Here is a 22,961-nt window from a genome sequence, read left to right as displayed (position 1 = left end):
CACCTACCGTAACTAGCCTGGCTACAGATTATACCGTTACTGCTACCAATGTCACAGGTAGTACAACAGCCGTGGTGAGAATTACAGTTAATGCAGCGGCTCCTAGTGCTTTAAGCTATACGACTCCTAATGTTTATACGGTTAATTCACTCATTATAAATTTGACACCTACTGTAACGGGTACGGTCACTAGTTATAGCATTTCGACTCCATTACCTACTGGCTTGACATTCAATACCACTACAGGGGTGATCAGTGGTACACCTACCGTAACTAGTCCAGCTACGGATTACATCGTCACTGCAACAAACGGAACTGGTAGTACCAACTCATTGGTAAATATCACAGTTAATGCTTCAGCCCCTTCTGGGTTAAGCTATACTACCCCTCATATTTATACGGTAGGATCAGCCATAACAGCTTTAAATCCGACTGTGACTGGAAGTGTTAATTCCTATTCAATTGCACCAACTCTACCAGCTGGTTTAAGTATTAACACGACAACAGGTGTAATTAGTGGAACTCCTACGGCGACAAGTGCAGCTAACAATTATACGGTAACAGCGACCAATGGTTTTGGCAGCACCACATCGAACCAAATTAATATAACGGTCAATGCAGCTGCACCAACTGGATTAAGTTATACTACACCTAACGTTTACACCGTTGGATCAACTATTACCAATTTGACCCCAACTGTAACAGGTACAGTAACAAGTTATAGCATTTCGACTCCACTACCTACGGGTTTATCTTTCAATACCACAACCGGGGTCATTAGTGGAACTCCTTCAGTCACTAGCCCTGCAACAGATTATACGGTTACTGCCACCAATGGTACTGGTAGTACGACTGCCGTGGTCAGAATAACGGTCAATATAGCGGCTCCTAGTGCTCTGAGCTATACGACTCCCAACGTTTACACCGTTGGATCAACTATTACCAATTTGAACCCTACCGTAACGGGTACGGTCACTAGTTATAGCATTTCGACTCCACTACCTACGGGTTTATCTTTCAATACCACAACCGGGGTCATTAGTGGAACTCCTTCAGTCACTAGCCCGGCAACAGATTATACAGTTACGGCCACCAATGGTACAGGTAGTACTACAGCTGTTGTACGTATTACAGTTAATAATGCTGCTCCTAGCGCACTAAGCTATACAACTCCAAATGTGTATACCGTTGGATCAACTATTACTAGTTTATCACCAACGGTTACAGGGACTGTTACTAGCTATAGTATATCGACTCCACTACCAACAGGTTTGTCATTCAATACCACAACGGGGGTGATTAGTGGCACTCCTTCTGTAACCAGTGCTACTACAGATTATACCGTTACGGCCACCAATGGTACTGGTAGTACGACTGCTGTTGTACGTATTACGGTTAATAATGCTGCACCAACTGGATTAAGTTATACTACACCCAACGTTTACACCGTTGGATCAACTATTACCAATTTGAACCCTACCGTAACGGGTACGGTCACTAGTTATAGCATTTCGACTCCACTACCTACGGGTTTATCTTTCAATACCACAACCGGGGTCATTAGTGGAACTCCTTCAGTCACTAGCCCGGCAACAGATTATACAGTTACTGCCACCAATGGTACAGGTAGTACTACAGCTGTTGTACGTATTACAGTTAATAATGCTGCTCCTAGCGCACTAAGCTATACAACTCCAAATGTGTATACCGTTGGATCAACTATTACTAGTTTATCACCAACGGTAACAGGTACAGTTACTAGCTATAGTATTTCAACTCCTCTACCAACGGGTTTATCATTCAATACAACCACCGGGGTAATTAGTGGAACTCCTTCAGTCACTAGCCCGGCAACAGATTATACAGTTACGGCCACCAATGGTACTGGTAGTACTACAGCTGTTGTACGTATTACAGTTAATAATGCTGCTCCTAGCGCACTAAGCTATACAACTCCAAATGTGTATACCGTTGGATCAACCATTACTAATTTATCACCATCGGTTACAGGGACCGTTACTAGCTATAGTATTTCGACTTCACTACCTACTGGTTTGTCATTCAATACCACAACCGGGGTAATTAGCGGAACTCCCACAGTAACTAGCCTGGCAACAGATTATACGGTAACAGCCACCAATGGTACAGGCAGTACCACGGCTATAGTTCGTATTACGGTAAATTCAGGTTTACCAACTGATACGGATGGCGATGGTGTTTCTGATGCGCAAGAGGCCATTGACGGAACCAATCCAAATGATGGATGTTCGTACAATCCTTCTAGTCAAATATTGGCTAACACTACCTTGACTTGGAAAAACACAGACTGCGATGGTGACGGAACCAACAATGGTACAGATCCACAACCACTAAACTATTGTGTAGGTGGTGCAGGTGGAAACCCTCCTACCATTGGCACTTCTAGCTTTGCTATTTTCGGCACCAATGATTGTGATAACGATGGTATTCCAAACAGTGTAGAATGTGCTTCTGGTGGTCCAAATTGCCAAGATTACGATGGAGATGGCATTCCTAACTTCCAAGATCCTGATTCAGATAATGATGGTATCCCAGATAGTATCGAGAAAAATATTGATTCAGATGGTGATGGTATCCCTAACTATTTGGATTTAGATTCGGATAACGATGGTATCCTAGACAGAACAGAAGGTTCTAGCGATCGTGATAGTGATGGAACTCCAAACTACTTAGACCTTGATTCTGATGGAGATTCCATCTTAGATGCATGGGAAGCAACGGATTCTAGACGTGGGGTTATTGATCCAAATTACGATGGACGTGTTGACCAAAATGGTGCTTTCATTGATAGCAATAGAAATGGTTTAGCTGATTTCTTAGAAGCTAACCCTGCTCCAATCCCAGATACAGATAAAGATGGTTCCGCTGATTTCTTAGATTTAGATTCTGATGGTGATTCACTTTTAGATAGCAAGGAATTAACTGCCGATCCTGATGGAGATGGTCTTCCCAATTACCGTGATAAAGATTCCGATGGAGATTGGTTAGGTGATAGCGATGAAAGAGATAGTGACAATGACGGTGACAGTATCCCAAATTACCTAGACCTAGATTCTGATGGTGATACCATTCCCGATGCATGGGAAGGCAAGAACAAATGTGCTACTTGTACCAACAATGGAGATGGCAATGGTGATGGATGGGATGATCGTGGACAATATGTTCCTGTGATTGATACCGATAAAGATGGTACGCCTGATTTCTTAGATTTAGATTCTGATAACGACTGCATCCCTGACCGTGTAGAATTAGGTGGAGATATTGACGGAGATGACAAACCTAATTTCCGTGATGCTGATTCAGATAATGATGGCATCTTAGATGCTTTAGAAGCTGTTACTTGTAACTCACCAGTAGATACAGATAAAGATGGCGCTAAGGATTTCGAAGATGTAGATTCGGATAACGATGGTATCCCTGACAAAATAGAAGCAGGTGCTGATTCTAACAATCCAGTAGATACCGATCAAGATGGTACACCAGACTTCCGTGATTTAGATTCCGATAATGATGGTATTCCGGATAAAATTGAAGCGGGTGCAGATCCAAACAATCCAGTAGATACCGATAAAGACGGCACGCCTGACTTCCGTGATCTAGATTCCGATAATGATGGTATCCCTGATAAAATTGAAGCGGGTGCAGATCCAAACAATCCAGTAGATACAGATAAAGACGGCACACCAGACTTCCGTGATTTAGATTCCGATAATGATGGTATTCCTGATAAAATCGAAGCAGGTGCAGATCCAAACAATCCAGTAGATACCGATCAAGATGGCACGCCTGACTTCCGTGATCTAGATTCCGATAATGATGGTATCCCTGATAAAATTGAAGCGGGTGCAGATCCAAGCAATCCAGTAGATACCGATAAAGACGGCACGCCTGACTTCCGTGATTTAGATTCCGATAATGATGGTATTCCTGATAAAATTGAAGCGGGCGCAGATCCAAACAACCCAATTGATACAGATAAAGATGGCACACCAGATTTCCGCGATACCGATTCGGATAACGATAGCATCCCAGATTTATTTGAAGCGGGTGTAGATCCTAATAACCCATTGGATACAGATAAAGATGGTACGCCTGATTACCGCGATGTTGATTCAGATAACGATAGTATCCCTGATAGTATTGAAGCAGGTAAGGATCCAATCAATCCAGTAGATACCGATAAAGATGGTACGCCTGATTTCCGCGACTTAGATTCAGATAATGATGGTATTCCTGATAAAGTAGAAGCTGGTAAAAACCCAACGAATCCTACAGATACAGATAAAGATGGTATTCCTGATTTCCGGGAATTAGATTCGGATAACGATAGCATCCCAGATAAAATAGAAGCTGGAAATAACCCGAACAACCCAGTTGATACGGATTCTGATGGTAACCCAGATTTCCAAGACTTGGATACTGATAACGACGGTATTCTCGACAAAGTAGAAGCGGGTCCGAATCCCAATGTTCCGGTAGATTCAGATAATGATGGAACTCCAGATTTCAGAGATTTAGATGCCGACAATGACGGTGTATTGGATAAAGTGGATGCTGGCACAAACCCTTCTACTCCTGTAGATACTGACAAAGACGGAAAACCTGATTTCCAAGATATGGATGATGATAACGATAGTATCCCTGATATCATGGAAGATAACATTGATTACGGCGGATTAGCTGACTGTGATAATGATGGTATCCCCAATCGTTTAGACCCAGATGTTTGTCCTTCATTCATTCCTCAAGGTATCTCTCCAAATGGTGATGGTAAAAATGATAATTTGATTATTCCTGGAATCTTAGGATACAAGAATACATTAATCATTTTCAACCGTTGGGGTGAAATCGTGTACGAAACGAAAGACTATAAAAATGACTGGGGTGGTGAAAGTTCCAACGTGTTCATTTTAAAAGATGGCTTACTTCCTGATGGAGTTTACTACTATATCGTTGATTTCTATGGTGTTAAACCAAACATATCAACATTCATTTTCATTAATAGACTGAAAATCAAGTAATCTACACCACTGAAAACAGAAAGAAAAATGAATACGAATCAACATAATAATTCCAACATCGCTAAGCCCACCAACATGCCTATCCAAGGCATGTTGGTGGCAATCCTAGTGGCAATGTTAGTCGGTATTTGTTCATACGAATCGAAAGGTCAAATTGAAACGATGTACAGTTTATATCGCTTTAACCCTCAAATCGTCACTCCTGCTCATGTTGGATCCTCCGATGTTTCTGACATCACCATCATTAACCGTCGTCAGTGGACAGGCTTCGAAGGCTCACCCCTTACATTCGCAGCAAGCCTTAACCAAAAGTGGGGAGAGAACAAGGGATTGGGTGTAGTAGCATTAATGGACCAAGCAGGGCCTATCAAAACCACCACCATCAGTGCCGATTTTGCCTACCATCTTCCTTTAAATGATAAGTGGACTATGTCAGGAGGTATTCGTGGAGGTTTCTCCAATTTAACCATCCAATGGTCAGCTATCCGCTTAACCCATGGTGGAGATGATAACTTTCAAGAAGACATTTCTAGTGGCCTAAAATTCAATACAGGATGGGGACTACGCTTCTCCAAAGGAGATGGACTATTTTTAAGTTTTTCACAACCTAGGGTATTGAAATATGATTTTGGTGCGGCCTCAGGAGGATATAAAGATGTAGACTACCTATATACCATGATAGGCACTAAGCTCCGCCTAGGCTCACAAATTACACTCTATCCGAGTATGATGGTACGCATAGCCACTGACGTCCCTTTAAGTTATGACGTGAACCTCAACAGCCACATTCGTGAGAAGTTTGATTTAGGCTTTAGTTACCGCAAAGGAGATAGTTATGGTATCCGTTTAGGATTCCAAGCGACTAAAAACCTGTATGCAGGTTACGTATTTGAGTTACCTATTTCAGCCATTAGTAAAGTGACTACACAAACACATGAAATTGCATTAAGATTTACATTTAACAAGAAAAGCACCTTGGAAACTAAATAAACTTAAAGACAGTAGATTAGAGAACGAAAAGTGGAAAGCTAGATTAATTTTTGATCTAGCTTTTTTTATACCTACTAAACAGGAAATTTAATTTTACCCTAGTTTTTTTCTGTCCAAAAAAGAAAACTATCTGAAATGATAGGCATGTAAACTATTCTTCATTTAAAATATGACACATATTTCTTGTCATATAAAATAAGAGAAACAATAATTTAAAATTAACTTTACACATCTAACCCATCGGATTTAGCCAGAATTTGCATGAATTTCAGCCTACTAAAAGCCTATATAGGGGTAAAATAAGGCCTTTGACAGAAAATTTGTAAAGAAAAGCTTAAATTTTAATCAAATAAACAAGGAAAAGACGTTGTAAAGATTTCGATACAGCATTCAGTTTTTACGCTTTCCTCTCCATCGAAAAATCAACAAAAGGGTCCTGAGTAATACAGGGCAACAACTTTGTTTTCAATTTAAAATTAAGAACAAATATTAGCGATGTTCTATTTTTTAAATTAATGCTTTGGAGTACATTTGTAAAGCAAAACAGAATAGAGGTATAGGCCTTCGCTCTGGTTTGGTGTTCTACATGTTCTAAATTAAATATGAAAAAATCTATCTCTCAGCTTAACTCACGGTTCGGCTACTCTGTACTAAAACTACAGAAAACTTTAATTCCACTAAAATCTGGCTTGCTTGTTTTAAACAAAATTTAAAACAATCCTTCTGACAACACATCACCATGATGCGATTGTGGAACTTCTATTGAAGAAACCAGCTTTTGAAATTTTAAAACGTGTTCTAATTAAGATTAAATGAATTCAATATTCAACCCCAAGTCAATTTTACATCCAACTTCACCGATAACAAAAGCGTGTTCGTTTTTGATGCTTACGGGATTTGGCATGATGACGACGGAGGTTCTTGCTAATGAGCGTATTTCACAAAGCATTTCTACAGTAGGCACCAGTATGCCAGCAGATTCTAGCCTCAAAGGCCAATTTGTTATTCCTACTCGGGACAAAAACAAGTTTCGCACTGAAAACATGGAATCCATAGTAGGTATTATTCCTCAAGGAATCACCCCCAATGGAGATGGTAAGAATGATAAATTAGTCATTGACGGAATCTTAGGGCTTAAGAATAAACTAAGCATTTTTAATCGCTGGGGAAATTTAGTTTTTGAAAAAGAAAACTATACCAATGATTGGGGTGGAGAGTATCTCACTTCAGAATCAACAAGCGATGGCAAACTCCTTCCAGATGGTATCTATTATTATGTAATAGATTTTTATGGACAAAAGGAAAACATATCGACATACGTACTTATCAACAGATTAGCAGTAAAGTAAAGTAATACAATGTTCTATAATTATATATATTTTAAACTGAGAGTAGATCAAAAAAGGCAAAGCTGGGGCCGCCTGGCCCTAGCTTACCTCCTTTTGGGTTTCTTACTTTCATGGAGTTATTCCTCGCATGCTCAAATTGAGAGCATGTACAATTTGTACCGATTTAATCCACAAATCATCACTCCAGCTCATTCAGGTTCAACTGAGAATTCAGAAGTTGTTTTCATCAACAGACAACAATGGATTGGTGTAGAAGGAGCCCCTAAGACAATTGCTGCTACAGCGAACATCAAGTGGGGAGAAAAAAAGGGATTAGGTGTTTTAGCCATGGTGGATCAAGCTGGTCCAGTTAAAACCACCAATATCGGTGCTGATTTTGCTTACCACGTTTCTTTAAATGATAAATGGAAAATGTCTGGCGGTATACGTGGAGGATTTTCGAACTTGTCATTAAACTGGTCTTCTATTCGCTTAGTTAACCCAAATGATGCGCTTTTTGCACAAGATATTTCAACAGGACTAAAATTCAATACAGGTTGGGGACTACGTTTCAGTAAAGGGGATGGATTGTTCATTAGCATCTCTCAACCACGTGTATTTAAATACGATTTTGGTGCAGCCAGTGGAGCCTATAAAGATGTGGATTATTTCTACTCCATGGTGGGTACCAAAATCAAAATGGGGAATAACATCAATTTATACCCAAGTACTTTATTAAGAGCTGCAGCAGATGTGCCTTTAAGCTGGGATATCAATTTAAACGCTCAAATTAAAGAGAAATTAGACATTGGTTTAAGCTACCGTCATCAAGATAGCTATGGCTTACGTCTAGGTATGCAAGCCTCTAAAAAAATCTATTTAGGCTATGTTTATGAATTACCTATCTCGAATATCAGTAAAGTAAGTACACAAACACACGAAATCGCCTTGAGATTCTCCTTCTTCAAAAAAGAAGTAGTTGCTCCAGCTAGCGATACAGCAGTAAAATAATAGAAATACTTGATCAACTAACATAAAAAAGCTCTGGGTTTATTTAACCTAGAGCTTTTTTTACAACTGATGTAACCTCTTAATAATTCTTTAAAACGGAAAAGCTCAGGGTTTAAACCCTGAGCTTTTTTACACCTGAATTAAACTCTTAGAAAATCCTTTACCAGTCTTCAATAGATTTCTTTTGGACTTAAATTCTACAAAATAGCTATATTGAATATCAGACCAATAATAGTAAATACAAGTAAAAAGTATTCATAATAAAAGGGGTAAACCGTAAAATGAAACAGCTCTGCATTTAAACCCAGAGCTGTTTTTCAATTTCCTTCAACGGTATCTATTTTCCTTATTCTTTGCGTTCACTTTTAAACTTTAACTGAAGCTTCTCCGCTAATAAATGAATTAAGTCCTTTTGGTAAATTTGAGCTGCTTGCTTCACCTCTCCCACAGATGCCACACGAGCACCTAACATAGCAAACCATATTTCGTGAGAATCTTGCACCTTTTTGCCGTGCGACTTCCATTGATCCTTAATGATATCTCCCCTACCGTGATCCGTCGTAATTAATAGAGTCGTTTTCCCCTTGTATAAAGGATCTGATTCCACAAAGTCCCATATTTCCTTTAACCAAGTATCAAAATGATGCACTGCTTGCAAATAATGCTGATAGGCCCCTTCATGTGCAAACTCATCCGTTTCTCCATAGGAGATATACATGGCTTTGGGCTTTTTAGTCTTTAAATATTGCATCGCTTGAAAATGGATGAAAACATCTTGACTTTCCACATCTCCAAATACTCGAAACGATTGATTCAACATGGCTGAAATCAATTTCATTTGAGGGTCCTTATGTAATTCTGGATAAACATCATATCCATTAATGACAGGAAAACCGGCTCTCTTTTCATTTAAAATACGATCAAACGCATCCCAAGCACCAAAAGCCACTACTTGGTTTCTATAAGCAGGCAATTGATTCAAATACTCAAAAAAATTGGTATTAGGATTGGGTTTATACTCGTTGGAATTCACAGCTGTGTCCACCTGTCCTGTCAACAGCTCACTGTATCCTGGGTAAGAAAACCAATGTGGATTGGCCACATCTACTCGGTTTCCTAGTGTTCTATTTCCATGAATTTGACCTTTCTGAGCTAACTCACCCCATAAAAAGGGCATTAATTTCTTTCTACGTAGGGCCAAATCATTATCCCAAAACTTGGTAAAAATAGCTAAGCTGTCGCCATGATGATATACCTTTTTCTTGGCCAAAGTACTATCCATTCCTTTAAATACATCCTGCCAACGTAAACCGTCCGTGGTAATAACAATCACCCGATTATCTTCTGCTTTCTGAGCTAAACTATGCTCCATGTGGCTTAACAACACCAATACTACTAATACTATTTGTCTCATAATGGATTCATTAAATAGATTTATTTTCTAAAACGTTTGATTCGATAAAAAGTCAAATAATTGGCATCATGATTATTATGCGCTCCTCCTTCGGCATCATCATACGCAGTCCGACAAGCCAACACTATATGCTTACCTTGAAATTGCCAGTCGACATATTGAAAACCATGCTTGATTTCATCAGGATGTTGAAAAATCACCTTTTTGACTTCCCAGTTTTTTAAGTCTCTGGAGAAACATAAGGCCAATGTATTTCTAAATGAAGCGGGGTTTTTTCCTTGATGTTTGACCTTAATGGAGTCAGGTATCACATTGGAAAGGGTCCAATATTTTTCAGATTGGGGATCAAAGCGAATCGTAAACTTTTTAGCACCTCCAGGAAAACGAATAAAACCACTTTGGCTGTCAAAACTAGATTCGATTCCGTCGATACTGATCTTTACCATGGCCGCGTATTCATCCATGGTTGATTTATTATCTACTCTCAAGATATTCCAAACTTGTCCCTGTGGATCCAATACAGCATTCCCTTCAATCCATGCTCCAAAATGATTGTCTAAATAGGTAGAATCATATCGAAGAACATTCGTTTTGGTCCAACTGACCGCCAACATGGGATCAGCATCTAGTGGCATGGACATCATGAAGGTCCCATACCTTTTTCCCCATTTTTTAATCGTTCCCATGGCATCCTCCATGGCTCTCCACAAGCGCCCATCATGTTCTAAGAAAGGCATGGGAGCACAATGGTACTCCCCTTCTAATAATAGTCCATGCTGAGCATCCACTGGTTCCGACCAAGTATAGCCCCCATCACTAGAATTCCGGATAATGGTATTCCCATGGTGTTTATTGGTCCCCATGATGTAAAGCTTGCCTCTAAACTCAAATAACTTGGACCAAAATTGCCCTTGAATCTGACTAATCTTAGCCCAGGATTTTCCTTTGTTTTTCGATAAATACACCTGAGAGACCGCTGAGCTATGTTCCGTGGATTTTGGCCCAAAAAAATCATGTGAGGCCAAATAATCCCCATTAGATAAAATACATATACTTGGAGAACCTATATACTGACCGCTGGAAGCAGGATTATGTGCAATGATAACACCAGGAACTTGGGCAACAAGGGAACTGGAAATAAAGAACAAGCAGACAAAGAGGCCTGCCCCCAAATTTGGAAGTTTCATGTTGATTAAATAGGTTAATATTTAAATGTATGGTAAAATCAGCAAAAATGAATATCCCCAAGATTAAGAAAAAATGAAGCTCTGATTATTTCTAAAACTTAAAGCCCAAATTTATCCCCAATCCTCTAACACCTAACCAAGGGCCCTCCGTATTAATTTGAGCAGAATTGGCCGTCACTTTACCCACTGATTTAAAAGGTGAAGTATCCAAATTATCCACTTCTCTTTGTAAAACTGCTTGTTCATCAGCGGTTAATGCTGGCTTAAATTCCGCTGTTAAAATACCCGTGCTTGTGCCAAAGTGCGCACCAATAATCCAAAAGTCAAAAACCATCCGATTCTTCCATATAGGATATTGAATACCAAACATCAAACCTCCATTCATGGAGGTGATTTTCCCTTTAAAATCACGATCCACTTGCATCAGTTGGCCACTAGATTTATCCTCTACTGTGATAGGAGCTGTAAGCTCATACACTAAATAACGCGCATATGGAGCCGCATAAAAGCCCTGATTCCCTTTGCTGCTAAAATAGTATCGGATTTCAGGAGTAATAGCGATATTCCCTAACTTCAATCGGGATAAATTCACCGATTTATCATCAATTTGTTCCGAAATAGTGCCTTCCATGGGCACATTGCCATATGGCATAGTTCTGAATCCTAAAGAAAAAGACATATGCTTGCTTAAACTCCGTTCATAGGTGAAATTATAGTTCCTCAATAATAGTGAACTCAAGTTTACCTTGATGATATTCTTTGAAGATTTTTGGGCGAATAACAGCGTGGGAAGCAATAATAAAACACAGATAATTTTTTTCATGTCGGTTGATTGTTAGCAAACTAAATTAAGGCAATAGGCCTTATTTTTCATGTAATAAATTAAAGATAAATCCTTGGATTCTGCAGAAAGCCCTTCGTATAATTTTTACTTTTTGTAAAATTTCAATGCTTCTGGTAGATATTCTTTAATCTTTTGAATTCGAGTGGCATCCGAAGGGTGAGTACTTAAAAACTCGGGAGGAGCCTCTCCTGATTTTGATTTTTGCATACGCTCCCAAAATGCCATGGCTTCTGTAGGATCATAACCCGATTTGGCAGCCCATAATAAACCGAATTTATCTGCTTCTAATTCTTGTTCCCGAGAAAAAGGCAACATAATGCCTACTGTAGTACCAATTCCATAAGCTCGCATAAATAAATCCTGAGTTTCTTTTGGCTTACTAGAAATAGCCGCTGATAAAACAGAACCCCCTAGTTCCTGAATCATGGACTCACTCATGCGCTTATTTCCATGTTGCAATAATGCATGTGACACTTCATGTCCCATCACAAAGGCTAAAGCTGTCTCATTTTTAGTGACGGGCAAAATACCTGTATAAACGACAATTTTTCCGCCAGGCATACACCAAGCATTGATGGTGGTATCGTTTTTTACCAAATTGTATTCCCATTGATAACCCTTCAAAAAATCTTTGTTGTTTTTTTCTGCAAAATACGCTTCCACAGAAGCCGTAATTTTCTTTCCTACTCGCTGAACCATTTGTGCCCTAGCATCTTTGGCAGGAGCAATAACCGTACTGGTTTTTAAAAAATCTTGGTATTGGGTCAAGGAAAGAGCTTGAATTTCTTGCTCCGAAACTAAGGATAATTGACTTTTCCCTGTCAGGGCATTTTGGGCACATGAAATAATAAACAATGAACCTAAAAGAATCACTAGGCTACTTATACCGTATACTTGAATAGAACGTTTCATATAAATCAGACAATTGAGATGGTTTTCACACAGAAATTATTTGTAAATTTAAGTTATGCTTGCTGATTTACCCAATTAATTCATCAGCTATCCCAAATTCGATTAAAATAGATTTGACCGCCGCAATCATTTAGCCCATGTTAAAAAAAGTCTTATTTTCCATAGTGGGAATCATCCTGTTTTCCATCCTCGCTGCGATGGGGGTTTCCTTCATATATAAAAATGAAATCAAGAATCTGATAACGAGGACAGCTAATGAAAAGCTCCGCGCCAACTTCCAATTTGAAGATGCCTCCATCAGCCTTTTGCGCCATTTCCCTAGCTTAAGCATTGAAGTAGAAAACAGCAGCATCATTGGTAAAAATGAGTTTAAAAATGATACCCTTTCTCAGATACCTAAGCTAACGATTCAAATAGCTCCCTTGGCCTACTTATTGGATAATAACATTGAGATTCAAGAAGTGATCCTTGAAAGGGCTCAATTGAACTTGATCATTCTCCCAAACGGAAAAATGAATTGGGATATTTATCAGCCTGGGCCTCAAGTAGCCCCTTCTGAAAAATCAGATCAGGCCATGAAGATTTCCTTAGACCATTATCAATTCATTGACTCAGACATACATTATAATGACAACATGAGGGGTTTTGCAACCCAACTCATCCAATTGAATCATGAGGGATCGGGTGATTTTTCACAGGATATCTTTACGCTAAAAACAAGTACCAAAGTTGAAAAATTAAGTCTGGAATTCTTGGGGAAAACCTATTTGTCTGAAGTGAAAAGCAAATTGGAGGCACCCATTGAAATGAATTTCTCCAAAATGGAATTTGCTTTTAAAAACAATGACTTATTTTTAAATGATTTACCCATACATTTCGATGCCTGGGTGGCCATGCCAGATACCTCCATTGATCTGGATATCAAATTTCACGCCTTACAATCACCCTTGAAAGATTTTCTTTCCCTAATCCCTCTTTTATACCAAAACTCATTCAAGGATCTTCAAGCATCTGGCGAGTTTGCCTTATCAGGCTATGCCAAAGGCAAAATGAATGGTCGCTCTATGCCTGGTTTTGGTATGGAATTACGTATTTCCAAAGGTGCATTTAGTTATACTCAAGTGCCTGTAGGAGTGAAACATATGGAAATGAATCTTCAGATTGATAATTCCGATGGAATCGTTGATCATACCGTGGTGGATTTGAAAAAATTCCAACTGTCCATGAACAATCAGCCAATTCAAGCAAATTTGTTCCTAAAAAATCCCATCTCAAACCCCTACCTTAAGGCGAGTCTGAAAGGCGTACTGAATTTAGGAGAAATAGCTAAAATAATTCCTCAGAAAAACACCCAAATGAGTGGCAGCATTCAAAGTGATGTACAATTGGATGGTTATGTACAGGATTTTAAACAAGCCAAAGGAAAAGCGAGTGGCTATTTTAAAGCGCATCAAATACAGTATGACAATAGCGAAACAAAACAAAAAATAAGTATCCAGAATGCTGTAGCTAGCATAAATCCTAAATCATTGGTCATCAGTACTTTAGAAGGAAATGTAGCGAACACCCCATTTACAGCTAGCGGTAGTTTGCAAAACTATGTCCTGTACTTCTTAAAAAATGATAAAATCACAGGGAATATAACATTGAAATCGCCCTTGGTGGATTTGAATAGCCGTAGAAGAAGCCGTAGTAGTACTACGGCTCAGAATGACAGCCGTAGTAATACTACGACTCAACAGAACAGCCGTAGTGGGAATGCGGCTCAACAGAATGACAGCCGTAGTACTACTACGGCTTCTACGGCTTCTACGGCTTCTTCTGCTTCTTCTGCGGCTCTGCAAATCCCCAAAAACATTGATTTCACCCTTCAATCCAGCATCGATAAAATCTTATTCAAAGATTTGGTCATCAGCCAAGCAAAAGGAGAAATTCGTCTAGCAGATCAGGTGCTATCCATGGATAATTTGTCCTTTCAATTGGCCAATGCCTCTTGGAAATCAACGGGTTCCATCAGTTTAAAAGAAAATCAACATCCTACAGTGCAATTTGCATTTAACATCCAGGATTTGAACATTCAAGAAGCACATAAGTACTTTAGTTTAGTTCAAAAATTTGCTCCCATTGCCGCTACCGCTCAAGGTAAAGTTCATGTAGACTTCAGCTATTCTGGAAGCTTAGAAGCTGATTTATCTCCCGATTTAATGAGTACTACTGTGGTTGGAAATATGGATTTGGTAGATTTCAATTTAAAAAATTCCGCCAGCTTTAATCAGTTAGTCAGTTTAACCCAATGGAATCAATTAAAAAATCTAGAATTAAAACCCACCCACCTAAATTTCCAAATAAAGCAAGGCAGGCTTCAATTCAAACCCTTTGAAGTTCAAACGAATTTGACCAAATTTCATGTCAATGGTTCCAATGGTTTAGACCAAAGTTTGGAATACACTATCTTAACCGATATCCCTGCTAAAACATTGCAATCTGGAGTAGCTGCCAGTTTGAACCAACAATTAGCCAAATTAAACCCCAACATCAATTTGGAGAAAATCCAACAAGCCTTAAAAATGCAAATTACTATTCGTGGAACGGCACAAAAACCCCAATTTAAGGTCAATGTGATCAATTCACAGGCCACGAATGGAAATACCTCGGTAGCAACACAAGCCAAGGAATTGGTAAAGCAAGAAGCGAAGCAACAGATTAATAAGCAATTGGATGATGCTAAAATCAAGGCTGAAGCCATGAAAAAAGAAGCAGAAGTGATATCCCAAAAATTGCGACAAGAAGCTTACGCCAATGCCGACCGATTAGTAGAAGAGGCTAAAAATCCTTTTGCTAAAATAGCCGCACAAAAGATAGCTGAAAGACTCAAAAAAGAGGCAGATCGTAAAGCAGATGCCTTATTGGAAGAGGCTGATAAAAAAGCCCAAGAATTGATGGAAAAGGCTCGTCAAAACTAACGAGCTTTTCCATTGCCAAATTGATCGCTAGTGCGTATGGCTTTTTTCCCTTGAAAGTCAATTTCAACTAACTTTTCACTGGAAACGTAATTGTGCTGCTCATCTTCCAGATGATACACTATTTTCCTCGTAACAGCATCTATCACTTCCCCGCTGGAAGGATATGCGTATTTACCATCTAAAGAGAAGCTTATCCAACCAGGCATATCTTTCAATGCTATGCTAGTCAATTGTTGGTAGGGCGGCTTTCCCTGAAATACATGCAGACGCATATTAAAGCCATCGCAGAGCCAAATTTCTTTTTCGTCTGGACTGAATGCTATGCCGTGACTAGGATTCCCATGTCGACGAACGGGGCCTTTGTTCCATCCTTCTACTACTTTACTAGCTAATTTCTTGCCTGTTTTTAAGTCCCCCACTTCAAAGCCTAAAAGGCTATCTACAGTAACTAAACCGATATTTTCCTTTCCATTGACAGTAAATGGCCGTACAAAATTACTAAATGGACCTATTTTTTGTACTAAAGTATGCTTTTGTGCATCAACTTGATATAACCAAGGATTGCCGATATCCGCTAAATAAACGTATTGACCCGACAAGCCATATAAGGTATTATGAGCTCTTTTAAAGCCTTTCAAGATCTGAATGATAGCTCCTGTTTCGCAATTGACTACATTCCAAAAATCCTTTTCTAAAGAAGGCAAATACATGGTTTTACCATCAGGAGATATCGACATACGGTCGCATCCCCCAGCAAAGGGGATCTCCCAAATTACTTTTTCCGTACCCAAGTCAATACGCTGCAAGGACTCCAAGGTACTTACATAAATACTGTTTAAAGGAATACTTACCGCAATTCCTTTCACGTTGGAAGGTTTACCTGAGGGATGGAATCCCTGGGTTTTAATTCGTTTAACAAATCGATGCTTATTATTGATGTCAAAAACCAATATTCCATGACCACCATATCCTAAGTAGTCCCTAATACCTGGCGTAGCCACATAGAGATAGCGCTTAGTATTGTTTTGTGCAACCAAGGAAAAGCCTAGCGTGAAGCTCATCATCAAAAGCAGTATAAATCGAATGGTTTTCATGGGTTTTAGGTTAAAAAAAATGAGATGAACCATTGCCTGCCCATCTCATTTCATTGTCAAATTAGATCATGATTTCGTTATTTCTTATAACTGATTTTGAAAATAGTTCCTCCTAAATCATCAGCTACATACAATGAACCATCTGGACCTTGAGCTAGACCACAAGGACGGTGTTGAACTGGGCCTGTTGGTTTCGCCAAATCTATCCCTGAAAAATTATCTGCAAAAACCTCCCATTTACCCGATGGTTTATTATTCACAAAGGGTACAAATGCTACAAAATAACCCTTTTTCAATTCTGAATTTTGACCATGAAAAGCCACAAATGCTCCATTTTTATACTTGGCAGGAAACTGGTTTCCCGTATAAAACAATACGTCGTTGGGTCCCAAGTGAGCTGGAAAAGCCACTTTAGGATTAATTGCTTTTTCTCCAGCCGTCTTCTTGCCATCTCCACCATATTCTGGAGCTAAGATTTTCTTATTTTGAAATTGATCATAATAAATGATTGGCCAGCCAGCATCATCACCTTCATGAATCTCATATAAACACTCTGCTGGAATTTCCGCACTTTGCTTGGAGGTATAGTATTGTGGATAAAAATCATGGAAGAATCCACGCCCATGAGATGTAGCAAAAAGTGTATTGGTTTTCGTATTCCAAGTAATCCCCACCGCATTTTTTAAACCCGTGATGTAGCGCTTACCATCTTGAAATTTTTGGCCTAATTGATCCGCTTTAAACTTCCAGATACCTCCAGCCGAGTCCAAAACAGTACATGGCACCATTCCTTGACCTGTACCTGGTACTCGACAAGCATCGTTCCAGGACCCAATGGTTACGTACATATTGGATTGTCTATCAAACACAAAAGGCTTGGCATTATCTCGGCCTTTATCAATCAATCCACTCACAATGTTTTCATAATGCGCCTTATCTACTTCCCATTTATCGTTCATCTTAAAACGATTGACTCCAGTATTGGAGGACGCATAAAGAAATCCATTTTGAATTTGTATACCAGTACCCACAAAATCTCCGAAGTAATTCGTTTCATCAGCCACACCATCCTTGTTCGTATCTCTCAAATGAACGATTCCTTTGCCATCCTTAAATTTGGATAATTTGGCATAAATATCGCCATTATTGGCGACCGTTAAATGACGTGTAGCTCCTAAACCTGAGGCTACAATCTTAGTACTAAATCCTGCCGGAACCTTAATAGCCGACTCCTCCACAGGCATTTTGACTGCGGGTTTGTTCGACATTAATATGCCAAGGGCTAAGGTTGCCAATACAAATTGGCTCATACTTGTTTTAAAGTTTTTCATTTTAATCTTAGAGGGTAAATGATACATTGTTTCAATATTTTTCAATTTACAGAAATCAATTAAAATTCCTACCTGCAACTATACGTATATACATCCTTACACCCGAAGGAATACTTTTTTCTGGTACATAAAATACAAGAAATACCACTTGATACCCGTATAACAGATGGCCATAGCAACAGCATTAAATGGATCTCCCAGCAATTGACCTAACCAATGGAAAAGACTGTCTGTACTGTATTCCCAATTAATAAATACACCCGACATATAAATCAAGATGGAATTCATTCCGATGATACGGAAGAAAAAAGACCACTTTTGATAACCCTTCACATCGATGATGTAATAAAATAAAGACAATAGCAACAAGCTAATCCCACCCACCATCAAGACAAATGAACTGGACCAAAGATTTTTATTAATAGGGAAGTCGATATTCCAAATCAAAGCCATCACGATAAATAAAACACCAAACATGGCCATACGTTTCGTCTTTTGAACACCAGTGCTAGAATCATTTTTTAAATAATTACCTGTCAAAATACCCAGCAAGCCTGTGGAAATCGCAGGAATGGTCGAAGTAAACCCTTCAGGATCATGATTTCCCTTATACAAACGACCTGGCATGATTAATCGATCCATGTAGGAGGCGAAATTCCCTTCTTGACTTAAATCTCCTGCTGGAAAACCTGGCGCAGCATTAAACTTCAATAACAAATAGTAAAACATCAAAATCCCTCCAAACCAGATTGCTTGAACCATGGGTCTTTTGGTATATAAATAAATGATGTTAGCAAACATATAACCCAAACCAATCCGAGCCAACACACTTCCAAAGCGAATTTCTTCGATGGGTTTAATTTCCAATCCATTATTATACACCACACCCAATAATGCCAAAACCAAACCACGTTTAATCACCTTGAGCAATAATTGTTCCCGATTTTTACCTTTTTCTATTTCTTTTCCTAAGGAGAAAGGAGTAGCCACACCAGCCATGAATAGGAAAAGAGGGAAAATTAAATCATAAAATCGGAAGCCATGCCATTCTGGATGAGAGAATTGATGCGCAAAGAAACCCCAAATAGGCGAATCAGTAGCCTTGAACATGGTGTGAAATACTTCGTCAGCTCCCATGATCCAAAACATATCGAAACCCCGTAAGGCATCTAATGAATATAGGCGATTGGAGCTTAAGCTGCTTTGATCTAAATTAGGTAAGGTAGACATATGATAGGTTTAGAATTTTCACAAAGTTATATAAAATGGCTACATTAAGCCTATTGATGGCCTATTTAGGCCAATTTAATTACGATTTTTTCGCTTTTGCCTGTGCAGCTAATTCCTTGATGGCATGTACCATTTTATCCAAATCCTTCAATCGAGTATAGACGTGAGGGGTTACTCGGACACAAGAAATGTTTTCCCAAACAATACCCACCGTATGGATTTTGTATTTGGTAAATAAAGCACTATCCAGTTCAGCTATGGTCATTCCATCAATACTCACTCCAGCAATGGCACAAGAATAGGCTGACTTAAAAGAGGTATGAATCTTTACCCCAGGCACATCTTTTACCTGCGTGGTCCAATAGTTTTTCAAATAACGAATACGCTCTTCTTTCCTTTTAGAACCTATGGCATTATGAAAATTGATGGCCTCTCCTATTCCTTGTTCAATGGGGAAACTTCTGGTTCCCAAGGTTTCAAACTTACGGATATCCGTTCCTCGGGGTTTATCATTACATACCAAAGGCCAAACTTTTTCAATGTTACCCTTTTTAATCCAAAGCATACCCGAACCAATGGGCGCTGATAAAAACTTATGCAATGAGGTTCCAAAATAATCACATCCTAAATCAGGAATTTTAAAATCCAATAAACCAAAGGTATGGGCACCATCCACGATTACTTCTAAACCATGTTTTTTCGCCATAGCACAGATTTTGGCAACAGGCATGATTTGACCCACCCAATTGATGATATGAGTAATGTGCAACATCTTGGTTTTAGGGGTGATAGCTTTTTCAAATGCATCCACAATCTGGGCATCATTTTCAATAGGAAAATCAAAGCTCAATTGAGTATACACAATCCCATCACGCTGCGCCCTTTGTCGCCAGGCATTAATCATATTTGGGTAATCTTGTTTGGTCCCGATAATCTCATCTCCCGCTTTAAAATCCAATCCAAAAATAACGGTATTTAAGGCTTCGGTGGCATTACGGTTGATGGCAATTTCTTCCTTATCGCAACCCGCCAATTCGGCTAATTTCTCCCGCAAAGGTTCTCTGCCTTGATCTAAAACCCGCCACATGAAATAGGATGGGCCTTCATTGGATAATTTATTGTAGCGTTCTACGGCCTCTTGTACAATCCTTGGACTAGGACTCACTCCTCCATTATTTAAATTGATGATGTTCGGACTGGTGGTATAGCCCTGCTGTACAAAAGCCCAAAAATCTTCGTCTTCCGCTAGCTGTGCAGGAGAGACATGCTGCTTAGCTTCCAAAATGCGCTTAAAATCAGCTGCATGGTTTTGTTGGAATAAACTAGAAGCAGAAAAGGCACTACTCATCAGGCCTAAGGATTGTACAAATTTTCTTCGGTTAGTCATAGGTTTAGGTTTTAAAGCAATTTAATAAAACAACACCTCATCTAGCTTAATAATCGCAGGATTAGTTTTGTCTTTGACATAGGCTGGGAAACGCTTAATGCGTTTGGCCAACATACGGTAATGAGTAAAATTCCCTTGTGGCAAAGGAATATTAATGGCTTGCGGGGAATATCCTCCATTCTCATCAGGCTGTTCCGGTTTCACTGAGGTTAATTTCTTCAAGGCTTTGGCTGAATTACCTGCCCAAATTTCTATTTCCAAAGGCGGAAAAATATTGGAATCCTGCTTCCTCAAATAACTCACCGTCACACCTTTCACGGTCTTAGCCTGTTTAAACTCAAATAAGGCATCCACATCTTGTTGCTGAAATCCAATCCAAGTATCATTCGCCAATCCTCGGGTATCTCGCTTCCCTTGTATCAAATCTTTGAGCGTGGACGCTCCCTTAGCCTGCCATTTAGCCTCCGCTTGCGTCGTTAAGTAGACAGAATCTGGCACAAAGCGATATTTATAAAACGTATTTTTCACTACTTTACTGGCTAACCAGCCGGGTTTAGTGGCCAAAGCCTTAACTACAGTAAAGAAAGGAATATCAATAGGTCCAGCTGTTACTAAAGTTCCCAAGGAATCAGGTTCCAGTTCTTTGTCCAAGGTATAATGAATGGTGGTTCCTTGAATGGTATGCTTATAAACTACTTTTTCCTGGGGTCCTAAAAAGAAATTCTCATTCACCAAAATGGGCGGATTTATCATCAATTTTTCATCCGTTGGAACAAATCCCTCCTCCCAACGAATTTTAGGGAAAGTCTTTTTCCAACTAGCAATTTGTTCTGATGCTATGCCCGTATTCCAAATGAACACTTCCTTTAAAAGAGGTAATTGTGTTATGAGTGGCTGCAATTGATTGGCTGAAATTTTTGTTCCCGAAAGCGACAAAGACACTAATTTCTTATTAGATATCAATGCTTTCAAATTAGCTCCCGTAATTTCCGTAAAATTCAAATTCAACTTTTCCAGATTAGGAAATTGAGCCAAAAGAGGCAGATTTTCATCCTTGATGGGCATTTTGGCTACATTGATTCCAACAACCTGATCTGCCACTTTACTTAATTTCTCTAAGGTCTTAATGTCAAATCGTTTGGCTACATAAAAATCGGCTTGCAAGGCTGGCGCATCACTGGATAAGGGATACACGGAACAAAAGGGACTATTCACTGCTTTCAAATCAGATTCACTGGCAGCTGAAAAAGGATATTCTCTTTTGGGTATTTCAATGCTAGCTGGTGTAGCAAATAAGCTAGCAACGAGTTTGCTTACTTGTAAGGCTGGTGCGTAAGCTTTAATCTTTTTATCTAGTGATGCTCCCTCTTTCACCCAAGCTTCTAGAAGTAAAATCTCATCAGGAGTCAATTGGCTTTTCCCTTTAGGTGGCATATGTTCTTTATGTTCCAAAGGCAAATGCGCGCGTTGTAAAAATAAACTCTTTGACACATCTCCAGTTTTCCAAAGATCGCCATGCTTACCACCTTGGAGCATCTTGGCTATGGAGCTCATATTGAGCTGCCCCTTCGTTTTTTGATCATTGTGACAAGAAACACATTTTTTCTCCAACATGGGCTGAATAGCTCCTTCAAATAAAGCAGATTCTCCCGTAGGGGCTTTTCGCTCACTTTCTGGCTGCCATAATTCCGTCAGATAATTTTCTCCATGGGTAATATTGGCTCCACCATGACCTGCCAAACTTAAGAGTAACACTCCTACTAATGACCCGACGAATGCCTGAGATGGAGTGACTAATAAACGATCAAACAGGATTAATAGTAACAAATACAACCAAGCCACAGCTAAGCCAGCCCACTGATGAAACATGATTAACTCAGGTTCAAATCCAGATTCCTGCGATAAAAAGAAACCCAATAAGGCAGCAATAGCTGCAAAAATGGCCGTTAAATAGAGCACAAAGCGAAAAGAAAGATAAAAAGTATGTTCCCCTAAAGGCCTCCGCAAAAGATGTACGAAAGGAAGCAATACTCCCAAGCCAATCGGCAAGTGTAAAATCAATGGATGAAACCGACCAAGCAATTGAAATGCCCAAGGCAAATTTACCTGATCTTGCCAAAAAAGTAAAAAAAGCAATAAGGCATGTAGAAAGATTAAACCACTCAACAAGATGCTGTACCAAGAAGATAATTGTTCTTTATTCATCCCAT

The 22,961-nt window shown here is 39.3% G+C and carries 14 protein-coding genes; 5 read left to right on the top strand and 9 right to left on the bottom strand.

What is annotated here, in order from left to right:
• The 4 genes from EWU23_RS09040 to EWU23_RS09025 form a co-directional block, all read left to right on the top strand.
• Positions 1 to 5,060, top strand: a 5,060-nt coding sequence (locus EWU23_RS09040) for a putative Ig domain-containing protein (protein ID WP_205753134.1), incomplete at its 5' end; no start/stop codon positions are given.
• Between the two features lie 27 nt (positions 5,061 to 5,087).
• The gene (locus tag EWU23_RS09035) at positions 5,088 to 6,050 is read left to right on the top strand and encodes a PorP/SprF family type IX secretion system membrane protein (protein WP_166231184.1); all 963 of its coding nucleotides are present in this window, start codon (positions 5,088 to 5,090) and stop codon (positions 6,048 to 6,050) included.
• Between the two features lie 812 nt (positions 6,051 to 6,862).
• On the top strand, positions 6,863 to 7,399 hold the full coding sequence (locus tag EWU23_RS09030; protein WP_166231181.1) for a gliding motility-associated C-terminal domain-containing protein: 537 nt from the start codon (positions 6,863 to 6,865) through the stop codon (positions 7,397 to 7,399).
• A 9-nt stretch (positions 7,400 to 7,408) separates the two neighbouring features.
• On the top strand, positions 7,409 to 8,389 hold the full coding sequence (locus tag EWU23_RS09025; RefSeq protein ID WP_166231178.1) for a PorP/SprF family type IX secretion system membrane protein: 981 nt from the start codon (positions 7,409 to 7,411) through the stop codon (positions 8,387 to 8,389).
• Between the two features lie 346 nt (positions 8,390 to 8,735).
• Here EWU23_RS09025 and EWU23_RS09020 read toward each other — a convergent pair whose 3' ends face one another.
• The 4 genes from EWU23_RS09020 to EWU23_RS09005 all read right to left on the bottom strand — a co-directional run bounded on the left by EWU23_RS09020 (position 8,736) and on the right by EWU23_RS09005 (position 12,746).
• Positions 8,736 to 9,803, bottom strand: a complete 1,068-nt coding sequence (locus EWU23_RS09020; RefSeq protein ID WP_166231175.1) for an alkaline phosphatase family protein — start codon at positions 9,801 to 9,803, stop codon at positions 8,736 to 8,738.
• A gap of 20 nt (positions 9,804 to 9,823) precedes the next feature.
• Positions 9,824 to 10,990, bottom strand: a complete 1,167-nt coding sequence (locus EWU23_RS09015; protein ID WP_235942190.1) for a sialidase family protein — start codon at positions 10,988 to 10,990, stop codon at positions 9,824 to 9,826.
• Between the two features lie 91 nt (positions 10,991 to 11,081).
• Positions 11,082 to 11,813: a DUF3575 domain-containing protein gene (locus tag EWU23_RS09010; RefSeq protein WP_166231172.1), complete on the bottom strand. Its 732-nt coding sequence runs from the start codon at positions 11,811 to 11,813 to the stop codon at positions 11,082 to 11,084.
• A 105-nt stretch (positions 11,814 to 11,918) separates the two neighbouring features.
• Positions 11,919 to 12,746, bottom strand: coding sequence for a M48 family metallopeptidase (locus EWU23_RS09005; protein WP_166231169.1), 828 nt, complete (start codon positions 12,744 to 12,746; stop codon positions 11,919 to 11,921).
• A 137-nt stretch (positions 12,747 to 12,883) separates the two neighbouring features.
• Here EWU23_RS09005 and EWU23_RS09000 point away from each other — a divergent pair, with 137 nt between their 5' ends.
• Positions 12,884 to 15,709 (top strand): AsmA family protein, encoded by a 2,826-nt coding sequence (locus EWU23_RS09000; protein WP_166231165.1) that lies wholly within the window; start codon positions 12,884 to 12,886, stop codon positions 15,707 to 15,709.
• On the opposite strand, the gene EWU23_RS08995 is transcribed toward EWU23_RS09000, so the two are convergent.
• The 5 genes from EWU23_RS08995 to EWU23_RS08975 form a co-directional block, all read right to left on the bottom strand.
• Positions 15,706 to 16,803, bottom strand: coding sequence for a YncE family protein (locus tag EWU23_RS08995; RefSeq protein ID WP_166231161.1), 1,098 nt, complete (start codon positions 16,801 to 16,803; stop codon positions 15,706 to 15,708). The genes EWU23_RS09000 and EWU23_RS08995 overlap by 4 nt on opposite strands.
• A 77-nt stretch (positions 16,804 to 16,880) precedes the next feature.
• Positions 16,881 to 18,071, bottom strand: a complete 1,191-nt coding sequence (locus EWU23_RS08990) for a PQQ-dependent sugar dehydrogenase (protein WP_394367310.1) — start codon at positions 18,069 to 18,071, stop codon at positions 16,881 to 16,883.
• Positions 18,072 to 18,230: 159 nt separating this feature from the next.
• Positions 18,231 to 19,364, bottom strand: a complete 1,134-nt coding sequence (locus tag EWU23_RS08985) for an acyltransferase family protein (protein ID WP_166231158.1) — start codon at positions 19,362 to 19,364, stop codon at positions 18,231 to 18,233.
• A 79-nt stretch (positions 19,365 to 19,443) separates the two neighbouring features.
• A complete protein-coding gene (locus EWU23_RS08980) occupies positions 19,444 to 20,751 on the bottom strand; it encodes an aminotransferase class V-fold PLP-dependent enzyme (protein WP_166231155.1) in 1,308 nt (435 codons plus the stop codon).
• A 21-nt stretch (positions 20,752 to 20,772) separates the two neighbouring features.
• Positions 20,773 to 22,956, bottom strand: a complete 2,184-nt coding sequence (locus tag EWU23_RS08975) for a c-type cytochrome domain-containing protein (protein WP_166231152.1) — start codon at positions 22,954 to 22,956, stop codon at positions 20,773 to 20,775.
• Between the last annotated feature and the right edge of the window lie 5 nt (positions 22,957 to 22,961).

It is taken from the genome of Aquirufa beregesia (assembly GCF_011090385.1).
GTDB lineage: Bacteria > Bacteroidota > Bacteroidia > Cytophagales > Spirosomataceae > Aquirufa > Aquirufa beregesia.
This window is presented reverse-complemented; position numbering and strand designations above follow the sequence as displayed.

What these genes read in the sequence shown, in the direction of transcription:
- EWU23_RS08985 (WP_166231158.1), bottom strand. Translation starts at nt 19,364, where the DNA reads ATGTCTACCTTACCTAATTTAGATCAAAGCAGCTTAAGCTCCAATCGC.
- EWU23_RS08990 (WP_394367310.1), bottom strand. Translation starts at nt 18,071, where the DNA reads ATGTCGAACAAACCCGCAGTCAAAATGCCTGTGGAGGAGTCGGCTATT.
- EWU23_RS08995 (WP_166231161.1), bottom strand. Translation starts at nt 16,803, where the DNA reads ATGAAAACCATTCGATTTATACTGCTTTTGATGATGAGCTTCACGCTA.
- EWU23_RS09000 (WP_166231165.1), top strand. Translation starts at nt 12,884, where the DNA reads ATGTTAAAAAAAGTCTTATTTTCCATAGTGGGAATCATCCTGTTTTCC.
- EWU23_RS09010 (WP_166231172.1), bottom strand. Translation starts at nt 11,813, where the DNA reads ATGAAAAAAATTATCTGTGTTTTATTATTGCTTCCCACGCTGTTATTC.
- EWU23_RS09020 (WP_166231175.1), bottom strand. Translation starts at nt 9,803, where the DNA reads ATGAGACAAATAGTATTAGTAGTATTGGTGTTGTTAAGCCACATGGAG.
- EWU23_RS08980 (WP_166231155.1), bottom strand. Translation starts at nt 20,751, where the DNA reads ATGACTAACCGAAGAAAATTTGTACAATCCTTAGGCCTGATGAGTAGT.
- EWU23_RS09035 (WP_166231184.1), top strand. Translation starts at nt 5,088, where the DNA reads ATGAATACGAATCAACATAATAATTCCAACATCGCTAAGCCCACCAAC.
- EWU23_RS09015 (WP_235942190.1), bottom strand. Translation starts at nt 10,990, where the DNA reads ATGAAACTTCCAAATTTGGGGGCAGGCCTCTTTGTCTGCTTGTTCTTT.
- EWU23_RS09025 (WP_166231178.1), top strand. Translation starts at nt 7,409, where the DNA reads ATGTTCTATAATTATATATATTTTAAACTGAGAGTAGATCAAAAAAGG.
- EWU23_RS09005 (WP_166231169.1), bottom strand. Translation starts at nt 12,746, where the DNA reads ATGAAACGTTCTATTCAAGTATACGGTATAAGTAGCCTAGTGATTCTT.
- EWU23_RS08975 (WP_166231152.1), bottom strand. Translation starts at nt 22,956, where the DNA reads ATGAATAAAGAACAATTATCTTCTTGGTACAGCATCTTGTTGAGTGGT.
- EWU23_RS09030 (WP_166231181.1), top strand. Translation starts at nt 6,863, where the DNA reads ATGAATTCAATATTCAACCCCAAGTCAATTTTACATCCAACTTCACCG.